The following is a 13,050-nucleotide window of genomic DNA, read 5'->3' as shown; positions in this document are numbered from 1 at the left end:
TGGCTCCCGCCTTCTTCAGCACCACATAGCGGGACTTGATGACCACGCGCCGGGCTGTCGCCGCCAGCGTATTACCAACCCTGCCCGCCGCAACCCGACCTCTTCCAAAAGTCGATACAGGACGCGCACCACGCGCACTACGCGCGCCAGAAGCACTCGCCCCCGCCTTGGAGACCTGCTTCAGTACCTGCGATACAAATCGCTGCGAACGCTGTCCGTTACCTGCACCGGCATCGTCCTTCGATGCTCCTGGTTTGACCCTGAAACGGTCATCGTCACGCGAGGCCATGACACACGCTCCATCGTAGGCTGGAATACCGCATCGAAAACGGCACGCGGCCAACCCCGATGCTCTGCGGGTTTACGCTCTGCCACGGCACGCAGGCTGCAAGCCGCCGTGCCGTGCCCAACCCACGTGCAGACTGGCTTAGCGGCCCGGCACGTGCCGGCCCTTTTATCTTGCCCTCTGTCTTCAGCGGTCCCCAAGGTGCCCGGCTCCGAGTCCGCACCAGCCATGCATCAGTCGTGTGGCGACGCCAAACAGGCTGCCCCGGTGCAGCTCGCGCTGCACACTGGCGACAGGACATCCGCGCAATGGGCAACACCATCATGGAGTACTCCAGGTCCACAGTGGCTGCGCACTGCCAATCACGTCCGATGCACGGATGGGGCCGATGTAGCGGCTGTCGAACGACGCCGGGTTTGTGTTGCTCAACAAGAACAGTTCGCCGCGCGCCAGGCGTCGACACTGCGACCAGTCAGACAGTGGACGGCCATGCCCATCGGCACGCATCACGGCGGCCACCACCACGTCGTCAATGCGCACCGACGTGCCATCCACGCACACCCGTTGCGGCGCCATGGCACCAATGCGCTTGAGCAGGGGGATGCCCGCTGGCAGGTAGTCGCGCTGCGCCGCCAACGCGGCAGCGGGCGCCGGAAGTCGGGCCAGCACGATGCTGCCGACCTGCAGCGCATCGGCAGGCGCGATGCGGTACCAGCCGCGTGCCACACTGTCGCTGGGGTTGTAGACGATTTGCGCACGGTGTGGCACGGCCAGCGGCACGAGCAGCGCAGCCAGGCCGATATCCATGCAGAGAATCACGATGGCCCGCTTCATTGCAGCGCTCCGCGCACAATAGGCGCCGCATGCCGCTCGGGTGTGTACTCGGGCAGCGGCTTGCGTGCAACCAGGCAGTTACCGACAGCACCCCAGTACGTCAGGGCCACGGCACACGGATCGATGCCCTGGCGCTCCATGGCGTCAATCACGGCAAGCACTGCTTTGACCTGGAGTTCACCGTCGGCACGCAGCAGGCTGCGCGCGCCTGGCACCACGCCCGCGACGCGCTGTACTCCGTCAAACGAAGTGGGTGCCTGCAGCACCATCAGTTGCCAGAGCGCCGCCCCATGGTCATTGGCAATCCACTTTACGCGGCAGCAGACCGCGCCGGGTTCGAACACCGCGACGCGCCGCCAGCGGTTCAGAACGATCTCGCGCGCTGGCTTGCCAAAGCGCAGCCATACGTTCACCCGCTGCTCCACGAAGGCAAGGGAAACCTGCATAGCTATGGGTCTGCGCGCTTGCATTTCGGGCCGCGTCACTTGCCCCGCTACTTGCATGTTCGGCTGCATCATGGCGCCCCCTCCGGAAACTCACGTTCCAGCAATTCGCGCAACATCTCAACGGCCGTAATGCCACGCTGAAACGCCACAACCTTGATGCGTCCGCGCATCACCGGTGTGACGTCGATGGTGAGTCGTGCGGTGTAAACCGATGCCTTTGCGGCTGCCATCACCGCATCAACCTGCTGCACCCAGGCAGATGCTGGATCGGCACCGGGCCTACGGCCAATCGCTGCCCTTCGCTGCGAATTGGATTGCTGAGGCTTGCTCATGGCAGCATCTCTCGCACCGCCTGCGCCAGCGCAGCGATCTCGCGCGCGGCCGCGCAATGCGGCGCCACTTCGAACGCCAACCGACCCGCAGCCACGCTGTCGGCAAACACAATGCGCTGGGACACTTCCACCTGCAGCGCAGGAAACGGCTGATCGGCGAGCGCAGCACGCGCCTCGCGCCCAATCACCGTGCCCACGACACGCCGGTTGATCACAAACGCCGCGCGCAGCTGCGGTCGAAACACGCGTGCCTCGGTAATCAGCTGCACCATTTCATTGCTGGCCCAGACGTCATAAGCGCTGGGCTGTACCGGAATCAGCACCAGGTCGGCGGCCAGCAGCGCAGAGCGCGCGAGTGCCGCGACCCGGGGTGGGCCATCAATCACCACGAAATCAGCCTGCAAGGCGATCTGCGGCGCTTCCTGGTGCAAGGAGTCCCGCGCCAGGCCAAACACGCCATACAGGCGACCGTGGCCGCTTTGCGCGCGTCGCTGCGCCCAATCCAGGGCTGACCCTTGGGGATCGGTATCCAGCAGCGTCACGCGCTGCCCCTGCATGGCGAACTCGCCCGCGAGGTGCGTGGCCAGCGTGGTCTTGCCTGCCCCGCCTTTCTGGTTGAGCAATGCGATCACCTTGCCGGGTGGCTTGGAACCCTCTGACAAACGGTATTCGATGCCTTCGGACGAAGCACTGCCCATTTTTTGAGCAGCGGCGTTTCCTCTTTTATCCATAGTTATGTCTTTAGTTAGAAGAGTTAAGGAGGTCCGAAACCGTTGCTGGGCAAGGGCTGGCGGTCGATGCGCACGTGTGATTACCCGTGTCGTTTGCGGGCGATTCCCCGAATGACTTGCGGGTGATTCCCGAGTCCGGACACAGCTTGTCCACTGACTTGTCACCAGTGCCTGTGGATAAGTCGGAGTGGGATGGATGCGACCAGCAGCGGAACCGGAGCCAGTCCGTGCTGCCCAGGTGCTCAATGGAGAGCCAGTAGCCCGGCAATGACTGGCGGTGCACCAAGCGCCGCAACTGAACGGCGAAATCGGCATAGCGCTGCAAGCTGCCCGACTTGAGATGCAGGTGACGCAGGTCGAAACGCCAGCCTTCCACCTGTCGGCCGCCGTGCTTGCGCACCAGTCGGTACAGCCAGCGTTCGAAGCCGCCGGTGAGCTTGAAATACCCCGGGTCCAGGGTCAAGACCAAGGCATCTTCCATCACACCGGCATAGAACCAGTCCGCCAGGATCAACTCGATGCCGTAGGCCCGGCCATGGGCACCGGGCAGCTCCTTCCATTCATTGATCCACGAGAAGCGGTGCATGCGCCGACCTGCGGGCTGGCGGATGGACGTGGCCACCGTGGTGGACTGCAGCCGGTCCAAAGCGGCCTTGAGCATCAGGTAGTCCTTGAAACCGGTGCCGCGCTGCACAAAGGTCAGGATCTCATGCGGCGTCGCAGCCATCAGGCGCGAGGTGCGCAATCCCTGGTCCCGTGCCTGCACGATGTGGCTGGCCGCCCAGATCAGTACGTCGGCATCCCAGATGGTGGCAATGCCATGCTCCGGCACACCCTCAACCGTCAAGGTCACGCCCCCTGCCTCGAAGCGGATGGGTATCACCCTGCGGGACTTGGCCAACGAAAAGAACGGGTAGGCCATCAGGTCCTGCGCATCACGCGGGGCCATGTCGCCGCCTGGCAAAGCGCGGAACAGCATGAGCTGGTCACGTTCACTCAAGGGCTTAGCCATTGCCGCGATCCTGTTCGTGCATCTGACACTGAATCAATGCCCACTCAGCGCACCGAGGCCCGCTGCGGGCTGCCGGGATCAGAGGTCATGCCGTAAGCCCGGCCATCGGCCCAGGTGCGCAAGTCGCCCACCGCATAGAGCACACGCGCGCCAAACTTACGGTAACGGGGGCCACCTCCGAGAACGCGCTGCTTCTCCAGCGTACGCGGCGAGAGGCGCAGAAAGGCTGCGGCCTCGTCATTGGTCAGGAACTCAGGGTTGCCGGGGGCTGCAGCAAGCGGCAACGCAGCCGCAGGGGTTGTGCGCAAAGGCAGAGAATTCGCAGTTGCCATGAAGGACTCCATCGACGGTCATCGCCTGGCAGCGAAATGCCGCCAGATGGAGGGAGTCTCAGGAAACTGGGGACAACTGCGAAGGGAGATATTCAGCGCACGGGTTCGTCTCCGGGGGCGCTACGTGGGACACCGACGTGCTGCTGGCGCACGCCAGCCAAAGCCAGATAGCCGCCACGCATGAACCCCTCGGCACGGGTCAGGAGGTGGCGAACCTGCGCACGAAGTTCGCCATCCGCCGTCCAGCGCGTGCGTACGGCATCAGCGCCGAACAAAGCCCCGGCAATATCGCGATGGTGAGCGCCAGCTTGCGATGCATCAAGCGCCCGCAGGGCGTGCAGGTGCAGCAAGGACGCGCGGGTAATTCTTCTGGCGGCCACTGAAGGCCATTTCCCCTCGATGGCGTTAGCCTGCACATGGTACCCGCTCAATCGCGTGCGCAGGTGGGCATCGAGCGGTACGGTCAAGCCATAGGGCGAACCGTCCTCCAGAGCGGTGGACAGCGACGCCCGCAGGCGATGCGGTCCATGCTCTATCGTGAGGCTCAGTTGCGCGCCTGTATGGGCCACGCGCTTGCGCCCGGGAATCGTCCAGAGGCTAAAGACCGACCCGGTGCTTGTGTCGTGCGCACGGACGGCGCGCACCTGCAGCAGCGCGTCAGCCGCTGCGGCCCAGCGTGGGTGTGCCTGACGGGCATCGAGCTGCGGATCTTCGGCGACTCTGCAACCCCCAGTGGGACGCTGAAGCGCGGCGTTGCCTGCTGAGCCAGTCGGCCCGGTAGCCCGTGTGACGCCTCAAGTATTCCCATGCGAGCGCAGGACCGTCCAGGTCCAGCGTATAGAGGTATGCAGCCGCAGCGCGCCAGGGCGCGGACACGTCGGCAGAGTGGTGATGGATCGTCATTGCGATGGCTCCCTTTTTGAATTTTCGGGAGGATGCCACGAATGGCTTCGCAAAATGTTACCTACATAGTTACATGTCGCGGCTCATAAAGGCTAAAAAGCACTTTCCGAAAAGGTCAGTCGTTAATCGATCCATCCCGCGTCGCCTCGGCCGCGTAGGCCGACAGTGGTTGGCGCGGCTTGAAATGGGGATCGACCGCGATGCGCATGCCGCGTGGCCCGCGTACACCTTCCAACGCGGAAAGGCTCACGACGCCCAACTCTGGGAATCCGGTTCCGCCTTCGCACAACCCATAGGCCTGGTCGCCATCGGCATCCAAACTCACCAGCAACCAGACGGCACCAGCGTCCAAAGTGTGAAGCTTGACGACGGGGTAAGGATCAATAGTTTCGCCACGCGCACGGGCTGCGCCATTGGCCAGCATTTGCGTGCGCTGCAAGTCAGTGAGAAAGGTCATGGCGTGTCATTGGTCATTTACAGATTGTTACTGTATTTAGAACCGCCCTGAACAACCCCAACTTTAACGGAAGATTGCATTCAAGACAAAAGAGTTAAATATAACGTGGTTTAAATTATTCTAAACACCGACGCTCCTGCCCATGCAGAAGCGTGTGATCCAGCGAGGAAGACCGGCAGGGGCGACGACCTTTGAAGCTGCGCCTGCGCAAGCGTTTGGGGCTGCGGTGCGGGCCGTGAGAACCGAAGACGGCATCGCCCAGGAAACGCTGGCACATCTGGCAGGTATCGAACGCTCGCACATGGGCAAGATTGAGCGTGGCGAGCATATGCCCACACTGGCCCTGGTATTCAAGATCGCCCGGGCGCTGGGGCGCAGTGCCGGTGAACTGATGCTGGAAACGGAAGCCAGGCTTCCGATGGAATGGCATCAACCGCCGAACGACGGTTGATGCCCCGTGGCGCCTACGCCACGATGCGGCCCGACATCCGGGCTTCGCGCGCATAGGCGCTGATGGGTTTGTCTGACTTGAAATGCAGGTCTCGCTCTACCGGTAGCCCGAGACGGCCACCCACGGTAGCGAGTTCAGCCAGGCTCACATATCCCAGCTCAGGAAAGCCGAGACCCAGGTCGCACAGTCCGAACGAATGATCGTCATCGTCAGGATCAATCTCGGTCAGCAGCCAGGTGGCACCCGCGTCAGGCGTGAACAGCTTGACTATTGGCGGTGGATCGAATCCCTCGTCAACGAGGGATTGCCGGCCGTTGGCCAGCAACTGCGCGCGTAGTTCGTCGGAAATAAGGTTCATGATCGCAACTCCTTGAATGGACGCTCCCGATCGGAGCGCTGCGATTCAGGCGTACGCGAACAGCGCGGCCGTCACACCCCCGACTCGGTCGGTGCGGGCTGGGGGTTGACGGGCGTGCGGCGTGCGCCAAGCTGCGCGGCTTGTCCGGTCGGGATGCGGCCAGGTCAAACAGGGTGTGCGCCACCATGAACACCGACGACTTCGCACAGCATCACGGCAGTCCGGAATCCATGTGTCGAAATCACAGCCCGATCAGGCACCGCCTGTTCGGCGGACTTTCAGGGGTGCCAAGCACCGCGCGGCGGGGACGGGCTGGTAGCCGGTCCCCTGGAGGGCAAGAGAAGCGCGCAGGCGTCAGGGATGGAAGCCCAAAGGGGCGAGACGCCATCGGTGGCTCGATGCGCAGCACGACAGCCCGACCCGGCATCGCCGGGGGACGCACGGAAATCCTTGAATCCTGCAATGCGTCTCTACTCAAAACCTCAAAAACACAAAACTGCCTTCACGCATCTACGTAAACCCACAAAAACGCGCAGCCGTAAAAGCGACTTTGTGTCCATGCACGAATCCGGATTTACTTGACTGCGCAAAGCCGTACATCCGCAAACCCGTCAATCAGTAAAGCAGGACAAACGTAAAAAATCCCCCGATATACGACGGGCCATTCACTTGCAGGGGTTCGTAAAACGCCCCGCCGAGGTGCGGGGCGTCAGGGCGACGCTCAGTCGCCCTTGCTGCGCGACCAGATCAGATTGTGCGTGCCGTCCTCGGCTTCCACCAGTCGGGCGTAGATGGTCGCCGGAAACGAAGGATCATCAAGGGTTGCCGACAGGTAAGGCCGGTCCGCCTTGCTGATTTTCTTCCAGGCCGCACCGATCTCGTAGTTGCCGGCGACGATGCGGTAGTCCGGGGCGTTCTCGCCTTGCTTGTCGTTGGGAACGATCTTGACCTTGACGTTGAGCGTCAGGGTGCGAACCGTGCCGGAGAAGCTGTTGCCTTGTGCGGTGAAATTGCCGATGTTGGCCATGATGAAGTCCTTTAGAAGTTAACCAGGTCGCAACCATTGCGGCCTTGGCGTGATCCGACAGGCGCGGGTCCGGGCGCGCTGCACCGCAGAGCAAAGCGATGAGGCCGTAACGCAGTGAAGGACCGGTAGGGCCAAAGAATTTGTTTCGCGAGGAAGGCGCGCAGCGACGGGGAAATTGTTTAGGCCGGACGGTTGCAGCGAACAAGCCCGAGGCGAAGCCGTGCCCGCGCCAGGATTCACGACAAATACAAGGCCGCCGTGGGTGCGATCCTGACCCTAAAGGACGCATGGCCAGGGCACCATCACCGTGAAAACGTATCCCGGCACTTACCCAGACGCAGTCCAGGTCCAGTCCACTACGACAAGAATGAAAGCCCCACCGCATCGGCACCGGCTGGATCGGTCTCGGCGTGGCCAGTTCAGCATGGCGGATGACCTGTCGGAGACCCTCGTCGGTGGAGGCGTCCTGCCCACCTGCACGGAGGACGGTGCGACATTGCATAACCCGGAGCAGCAAGGGCAGTCCCACACTGATGCCCCACCCTACGGCGGGGCGTGTTCAGGACGTTTCAGCTTCCTGGCTGCTGGAAGTCAAAACGCGCGTGGCACACCTGCCGCGCGCGCCGCCAGGCAAATCCCCAGCAGGGCTGACCACAAGCGCCCCCACTTTCGCAGCGATTCGAGACTCCATGGGTTCCCGCTGTGCCGCAACCAACGTGACCGAGCTCTCGCAAACGACTTCGTGGTCATCGGACACTTGAACGCAAAACGTCGCGCTTCGCTCTCCCAGCCGTTCCACCCACCCTCGCAACCTCAGCGACGATCCCGGAGGGATCGGCCCCTTGTGCTCCAACTGGATCGTCCGACCGACCACCACTTCGGTGGCGGCATCCACATGCCGCTGCATCTCACGGATGCAGATGGACTCAATCACGGCGACCAGATAGCCGGTCGCCAGGCATTCAATCAGTCGCTCCGCGTAATCGCTTCCGTGCGGAAGCCTGGAAAACAATGCCCGTGCCGTCTGCTCGGGCGGCACGCTGTAGGTTTCTTCAAAGGAAATTTCACTAACGCCTTGGTGGTTCATGGGGATTTTTTGGAAAGGTTGTCGAAGTACGTCCGTTCCGGACACCCGCGCAAAGCGGGATGACCGGAACAGCTTTCGATCCTCGTGCGGATGAACCTCACGACCAACCTATTCGGGCGTTCTCCAGCGTAGCTGGGCTTGATACCGCTGTTCACGGCGATTGCCCACTGGGGCAACGCTGAAGGGGTGTTGGGTGTGGTGGCTGCAGGAAGTCAAAACGCGCGCGGCACACCTGCCGCGCGCGCCGCGCTGTTGGGTCCCAAGCCCCGATCCCAAGGACCGGGGCTTCGTGCTTACGCCAGCGCGTGATCCTCCTCGTGATCCGCATCCGCAGCGGCGTCCTCGGGTTCAACTGCCGACACCACCGGCACCTCGTTGGCGGGTGCGTCCACTCCCCTGAACATCACCGGCAACCACCCCGTCCCGGTCACCAGTCGCTCGGCCTCGCTGGCAAGTTCTGCCTTCTTGAGCTTGGCCAGCCGGTTAACCTGCTCTGGCGCGACCACCTGCACCGCTTCCAGCGTCTTGCCTTTGGAGACGTGTTCGAAGTAGCCCGCAGCGGTGGGCGTCCACCAGTCGTGCATGTCCAGCCCCACCGCCTGCGCCAGCAAGGCGGCAGGTGTGTCACATTCCCGCCCCGTCACCGCACCGACCGTCGCAGCCACACACACGGCCAGCAACGACAGCAGCTCAGACTGGGGAAAGGCCAGCAGTTCGACAAACAGCGCGTCGGGGTCTTGAGGCAGGCGGTCCGCCCAGGCCTGCCGGACTTCCCGGATTCCGATGGCGGCACGCGATTGCGCCACGTCCGGCGCATGGGTGTCCAGCCCATCCTGCGGCGACGCGCTGATGTTGACCGGCGACCCCTCCGAGCGGTAGGCATCAAGCACCACCCGTAGCGCCAGCCGATGCACCACGGCCACCAGTGCGATATGGGGATGGCGAGCCACCTCGGCCTGCAAGGCTGCCGTGCGGTGCGCACTCAGCCGCTTCGCCAGCTTCTCCGAAATCCCGGACTTGACAGGCTGCTGCGCGCCCTCTTCCGCACCGCTGTCCATCTCTCCCGCTTCCTGCCGCTCCTGCACCCGCAGCGCCTTGGCCTGTTCCTCCCGCAACAGCCCGCGATGCACCACCACGCCGCCCATGTGATCGACCGACACCACGGCCCCACCCAGCGCCAACACTTCCGGCGCATAGAGGGTCAAGCCCTGGTCAATGGCCTCCAGGTCATTGCCGAGCCGGTCGATTTCCTCATGCAGTGCCTGCACCTCTTCATCGAGCAGATCGGCGTCGTCATCGTCCAGCCGGTCCTGCAGTTTGTGTTGCCGGGCTTCCAGCTTCGCGATGCGCTTGGCCTCCGCCTTGTTCGGGTCGCGGCGCGTGCGCCGGGCACGCTGGAAGGCATGCAATTCCGCATGGGTGGCACGCGGTGCCACTTCCACCCAGCTCCAGCCCTCCACCCGAACGGAATCCGCCACGGCGGCCAGCTTGTCCCGCGCCAGGGTATCCAGCAACACGGAATCCGTCAGGTAGACGCCTTGCTGTTGATCCGAGAACAGATCACGCCGCACACCGCCGCCCGCCACCTCGTAGGCCTCAATACCCACCAGACGCGCCAGCGCATCGCGGCTGGCATCGATTTCTTCGTGGGTCAGGTGTTCCCGCAAGGCCTGCGGGCTGCGTTGCCATTGCGGGGCGTCATAGAATGCCGCTTCCTGCGCCGCATGATCATCGGTGATGGCCAGCGCCATCAACTGATCCAGCGTCACGGCATCGGCCCGGTAATCCTCCAGAAGACGTGGCGAGACATTGGCCAGTTTCAAGCGCCGCTGCACGACCAAGGGCGTGACCCCGAAATCAGCCGCAATGTCTTCGACCGGTCGCCCCTCGGCCACCAGTGACGCGAAAGCTTCGAACTGGTCAGCCGGGTGCATGGCTTCGCGCTGCACGTTTTCTGTCAGGCTGGCCGTTCGGGCCGATGCATCGACCACCAGCAGACAAGGCACTTGATAGTCCTTGGCGATGCGTCTGCGCTTCGCCAGCAGCTTGAGCGCCGCCAGACGGCGCCCACCGGCCACGACTTCGTAATGCTGGCCGTCGACGGAAGCCACAACGGTGAGGTTTTGCAGCAGGCCCACGCGCAGGATGCTGGCGGCCAGCTCGGGAATGGACGCACGTCGGCTTTTGCGCACGTTGCGCTTGGACGGGCGCGAACGCAACTGCGTCAACGGCACGAGGCGCATGTCCTGTGCAGGCATGGCAGCCTGCAAGGCCTGGGTTTCTTCAAGGGTAGCGGTGTTCATGGTGATAGCTCCTGTCCCTCGCGGGACGTTGATAACAAAAAGGAATAAGAAACAAGACTTCGATGTCGATTCACGTCGTTGATGTCTGCATACGCGGCCCTCCTGTGGTTTCAAAAACCAACCGGATTCCAAGATTCGGAGCCCGGTGTGGCTTCGGTGGGTTCGGCGCAATGACCTGGGCGGGTCGCCATGACCGTCATGCGTCGCCGTCTTTCCTGAGTTCATCGCCCGCGAACAACCGGACCGGCGGGGACGGGCCGTCAAGGAAGAAGCGCAGGGAGTGGTGCGGCCCGCAGCCGCAGGCGAGGACACGGCCCTGCGCGCCTTGACGACCAGGCACCGTGGGCTACGGTCGCGGGACCAGTGATGAAGGAGGGGAAAGACAGATGACCGGTCAACGGCCATGGATCACCAGGGATGCGACGGACCTACGCCGCGCGGCGAGCGCCCCCGCGTGCCACGGGCACGCCTGGCTGGAGGTGAGCCAAGCGCACGGCGCGACATGGGCTGCCATGCACAGGCCGATCAGGCAACGCCTGTTCGGCTGCATTGCAGGGGCGCCAAACAGAGTGCGGCGGGGATGGGCTGACCAGCCGATCCCCTGGAGGCAAGCGCAGCGCGCTGTTCCGCAGGGTCCGATGAATCGACATCAGGCACAGCAAAAAAAAGCACCGCCCCCGTAGTCAGCGGGAACGGCGCACTGGATGCCTACATCAAGCGATCAATCTGACACCGGCGCCACCATCGTCTGAAGCTGCTCAATCACGCCGGGTTCGACGAAGACGCAGGCTTGATCTGCTGCGATCGGTACGTTGAATACGGCTGCGAACACGTCGCGTTTCAGGTGAGCCAGTCGGCCTGTTCGATAGGCTTGTTCCGGCTTCAACCGATCAGCGCCTGTAGCCTTTCCACTGCGCTGTGGGTCGCATTCGACCAACGCGACAAAGCCGTCATCGGACAGCTTCTGGTGTTCGGCGCACAGGCCCCAGCCTGTCGTCGTGTGGCGCTCCAGACTTGCTCGCAGGCGCTTGTCGAGCAGAATGCTGCCAGTGTCATAGGCGATGCCGCAGACCAGGCAGGCGTGTTGTTCTAGCGAAACGTGTGATTTGTCGTTCATGGTTGCTCTCCGGTTACTCGGGCGGAATTGCCCGGAACCGACGCCAGCACGGCGCAGCGCAAGCAGTCAGGGGTCGCAGACGGCCACGGGCCGCAAGCGCCAGAGGCGCGCAGCCCTTGACGGCGAGCACGCCGTGGTACGGTAAAGGGACACAGCAAGACCGCCCAACCCACCTTCATCGAAGTCACGCATGGGCAAGCGCAGTGCGCAGGCCGGGAACGAAGTAGAGGCCAGAGGCGTCAGGGATCAAAGCCACATGGCCGCGACTCGACACGAGGCGTGGGGCAACGCCCGCGAGCCCGACGGCGGCAACGCCGGGACGCCACACCTTCTCTCAAGCCCTGGGGCAAAAACATTGCTCGGTGCCGTTGTGACGCGTGGTCGACATGCCCTTTCACGAGAGAATCCACCCCTGGAGGGCACGCACAGCGCGCAGTCTTTCCCCTGCACCAAGGGCGAAGCAAAAAAGGGGCAAAGCCCCTGGGTCACATCAGCCCGCGTTCGGCCATCGACAGGATGTCACTGCCCGCGACGATCAGGTGATCCAGCACCCGCACGTCCACCAACGACAGCGCTGCCTTCAACGTCTGCGTCAGATGTTCATCGGCCCGGGACGGCTGGGTCGAACCACTCGGGTGGTTGTGCACCAGCAGCAAGGCCGCCGAGTTGTGCATCATGGATTCCTTTACCACCTCTCGGGGATAGACCGATGTCTGGCTCACCGTGCCGCGAAACATTTCGACGTATCCAATGACGCGGTTCTGCGTATCCAGATGCACCACCGCGAACACCTCATGCTCCAGCGTCCCCAGTTTGACCCGCAAGAAATCGCGCACCGCCTGCGGCGAAGCCAGCACATCACTACCACGCACCCGACCCAGCAACACCTGCTGCGCAGCCTGCAGCACCTCGTCGGCATCAACCTGACGGTAGTCGCCCGCCACGTCACGAACGAGAAGGACAGAAGAAGTGGAGGAATCGAAAGAAGCGAAAGAAGAAAAGAGATCGTGCGACATGGTCAGCTCCGTGCATCGGGCGGGATTGCCCGAGACCGGCATCAGCACGACGCAGCGCAGTTGTCACAGGTTCAAAGACGGCCGCCAGGACGCAAGCGCACACCGTGCGCGCAGACCTTGACAGCGAGAACGCCGTGATATGGTGAAGGGAACAGCAAGCCAGACCCACACACCCAGCACCACCGCCTTACGGCAAGCGCAGCGCGCAGGCCCAAAAGGCCGGAGGCGTGAGGGATCGAAGCCGAATGGCCGAGACGGGCGCAGCCTGGCTCGGGGTGCAACCCGTAGAGCCTGCCTGGCACAATGTGCCGGGACGCACCAGTTGAGGTAAAGCGTAGGGAGCAAACCCGCAGCAAAT

General features: G+C 63.2%; 15 protein-coding genes and 2 pseudogenes. 1 reads left to right on the top strand and 16 read right to left on the bottom strand.

The window, feature by feature from the left end:
- The 10 genes and pseudogenes from IV109_RS17575 to IV109_RS17530 all read right to left on the bottom strand — a co-directional run.
- Window positions 1-289: pseudogene (locus IV109_RS17575) on the bottom strand (type VI secretion protein); the annotation flags it as partial.
- A 318-nt stretch (window positions 290-607) separates the two neighbouring features.
- A complete protein-coding gene (locus IV109_RS17570; protein ID WP_296699806.1) occupies window positions 608-1,120 on the bottom strand; it encodes a S26 family signal peptidase in 513 nt (170 codons plus the stop codon).
- Entirely contained in the window at window positions 1,117-1,638 is a 522-nt protein-coding gene (locus IV109_RS17565; protein WP_366834251.1) for a DUF2840 domain-containing protein, read from the bottom strand. Before IV109_RS17565 ends, IV109_RS17570 begins: the two co-directional genes overlap by 4 nt.
- A complete protein-coding gene (locus IV109_RS17560) occupies window positions 1,635-1,898 on the bottom strand; it encodes a chromosome partitioning protein ParB (RefSeq protein ID WP_296699804.1) in 264 nt (87 codons plus the stop codon). The genes IV109_RS17565 and IV109_RS17560 overlap by 4 nt, the downstream gene beginning before the upstream one ends.
- The gene (parA, locus tag IV109_RS17555; protein WP_296699812.1) at window positions 1,895-2,596 is read right to left on the bottom strand and encodes a ParA family partition ATPase; all 702 of its coding nucleotides are present in this window, start codon (window positions 2,594-2,596) and stop codon (window positions 1,895-1,897) included. The genes IV109_RS17560 and parA overlap by 4 nt, the downstream gene beginning before the upstream one ends.
- A gap of 113 nt (window positions 2,597-2,709) precedes the next feature.
- Window positions 2,710-3,641, bottom strand: a pseudogene (locus tag IV109_RS17550) (replication initiator protein A).
- Window positions 3,642-3,685: 44 nt separating this feature from the next.
- The gene (locus IV109_RS17545; protein WP_296699802.1) at window positions 3,686-3,973 is read right to left on the bottom strand and encodes a helix-turn-helix domain-containing protein; all 288 of its coding nucleotides are present in this window, start codon (window positions 3,971-3,973) and stop codon (window positions 3,686-3,688) included.
- Between the two features lie 92 nt (window positions 3,974-4,065).
- On the bottom strand, window positions 4,066-4,542 hold the full coding sequence (locus tag IV109_RS17540; RefSeq protein ID WP_296699800.1) for a DUF2285 domain-containing protein: 477 nt from the start codon (window positions 4,540-4,542) through the stop codon (window positions 4,066-4,068).
- An 88-nt stretch (window positions 4,543-4,630) separates the two neighbouring features.
- Complete coding sequence (locus IV109_RS17535; RefSeq protein ID WP_296699798.1) at window positions 4,631-4,876, bottom strand: DUF6499 domain-containing protein; 246 nt, start codon at window positions 4,874-4,876, stop codon at window positions 4,631-4,633.
- Between the two features lie 115 nt (window positions 4,877-4,991).
- Window positions 4,992-5,333 (bottom strand): DUF2958 domain-containing protein, encoded by a 342-nt coding sequence (locus IV109_RS17530; protein WP_296699796.1) that lies wholly within the window; start codon window positions 5,331-5,333, stop codon window positions 4,992-4,994.
- A 142-nt stretch (window positions 5,334-5,475) separates the two neighbouring features.
- Between IV109_RS17530 and IV109_RS17525 the strand changes: the two genes are divergently transcribed.
- The gene (locus IV109_RS17525) at window positions 5,476-5,784 is read left to right on the top strand and encodes a helix-turn-helix transcriptional regulator (protein ID WP_296699795.1); all 309 of its coding nucleotides are present in this window, start codon (window positions 5,476-5,478) and stop codon (window positions 5,782-5,784) included.
- 13 nt (window positions 5,785-5,797) lie between these two features.
- Here the strand turns inward: IV109_RS17525 and IV109_RS17520 are convergent, their stop codons facing one another.
- The 6 genes from IV109_RS17520 to radC all read right to left on the bottom strand — a co-directional run bounded on the left by IV109_RS17520 (window position 5,798) and on the right by radC (window position 12,692).
- Window positions 5,798-6,142 (bottom strand): DUF2958 domain-containing protein, encoded by a 345-nt coding sequence (locus tag IV109_RS17520; protein ID WP_296699794.1) that lies wholly within the window; start codon window positions 6,140-6,142, stop codon window positions 5,798-5,800.
- Window positions 6,143-6,863: 721 nt separating this feature from the next.
- Entirely contained in the window at window positions 6,864-7,169 is a 306-nt protein-coding gene (locus IV109_RS17515) for a DUF736 domain-containing protein (RefSeq protein ID WP_296699792.1), read from the bottom strand.
- 559 nt (window positions 7,170-7,728) lie between these two features.
- The gene (locus IV109_RS17510) at window positions 7,729-8,256 is read right to left on the bottom strand and encodes a hotdog domain-containing protein (protein ID WP_296699790.1); all 528 of its coding nucleotides are present in this window, start codon (window positions 8,254-8,256) and stop codon (window positions 7,729-7,731) included.
- 293 nt (window positions 8,257-8,549) lie between these two features.
- Window positions 8,550-10,559, bottom strand: coding sequence for a ParB/RepB/Spo0J family partition protein (locus tag IV109_RS17505; protein ID WP_296699787.1), 2,010 nt, complete (start codon window positions 10,557-10,559; stop codon window positions 8,550-8,552).
- A gap of 721 nt (window positions 10,560-11,280) precedes the next feature.
- Window positions 11,281-11,676 (bottom strand): ATPase, encoded by a 396-nt coding sequence (locus tag IV109_RS17500; protein WP_296699784.1) that lies wholly within the window; start codon window positions 11,674-11,676, stop codon window positions 11,281-11,283.
- Window positions 11,677-12,161: 485 nt separating this feature from the next.
- Window positions 12,162-12,692, bottom strand: a complete 531-nt coding sequence (gene radC, locus IV109_RS17495; RefSeq protein ID WP_296699781.1) for a DNA repair protein RadC — start codon at window positions 12,690-12,692, stop codon at window positions 12,162-12,164.
- Window positions 12,693-13,050: the final 358 nt, after the last annotated feature.

The sequence above is a fragment of the Rhodoferax sp. genome, from assembly GCF_018780565.1.
Taxonomy (GTDB): domain Bacteria; phylum Pseudomonadota; class Gammaproteobacteria; order Burkholderiales; family Burkholderiaceae_C; genus Rhodoferax.
This window is presented reverse-complemented; position numbering and strand designations above follow the sequence as displayed.

Coding starts and splice junctions, on each gene's coding strand:
- IV109_RS17570 (WP_296699806.1), bottom strand. CDS start 1,120: ATGAAGCGGGCCATCGTGATTCTCTGCATGGATATCGGCCTGGCTGCG.
- IV109_RS17565 (WP_366834251.1), bottom strand. CDS start 1,638: ATGATGCAGCCGAACATGCAAGTAGCGGGGCAAGTGACGCGGCCCGAA.
- IV109_RS17560 (WP_296699804.1), bottom strand. CDS start 1,898: ATGAGCAAGCCTCAGCAATCCAATTCGCAGCGAAGGGCAGCGATTGGC.
- parA (WP_296699812.1), bottom strand. CDS start 2,596: ATGGGCAGTGCTTCGTCCGAAGGCATCGAATACCGTTTGTCAGAGGGT.
- IV109_RS17545 (WP_296699802.1), bottom strand. CDS start 3,973: ATGGCAACTGCGAATTCTCTGCCTTTGCGCACAACCCCTGCGGCTGCG.
- IV109_RS17535 (WP_296699798.1), bottom strand. CDS start 4,876: ATGACGATCCATCACCACTCTGCCGACGTGTCCGCGCCCTGGCGCGCT.
- IV109_RS17530 (WP_296699796.1), bottom strand. CDS start 5,333: ATGACCTTTCTCACTGACTTGCAGCGCACGCAAATGCTGGCCAATGGC.
- IV109_RS17525 (WP_296699795.1), top strand. CDS start 5,476: ATGCAGAAGCGTGTGATCCAGCGAGGAAGACCGGCAGGGGCGACGACC.
- IV109_RS17520 (WP_296699794.1), bottom strand. CDS start 6,142: ATGAACCTTATTTCCGACGAACTACGCGCGCAGTTGCTGGCCAACGGC.
- IV109_RS17515 (WP_296699792.1), bottom strand. CDS start 7,169: ATGGCCAACATCGGCAATTTCACCGCACAAGGCAACAGCTTCTCCGGC.
- IV109_RS17510 (WP_296699790.1), bottom strand. CDS start 8,256: ATGAACCACCAAGGCGTTAGTGAAATTTCCTTTGAAGAAACCTACAGC.
- IV109_RS17505 (WP_296699787.1), bottom strand. CDS start 10,559: ATGAACACCGCTACCCTTGAAGAAACCCAGGCCTTGCAGGCTGCCATG.
- IV109_RS17500 (WP_296699784.1), bottom strand. CDS start 11,676: ATGAACGACAAATCACACGTTTCGCTAGAACAACACGCCTGCCTGGTC.
- radC (WP_296699781.1), bottom strand. CDS start 12,692: ATGTCGCACGATCTCTTTTCTTCTTTCGCTTCTTTCGATTCCTCCACT.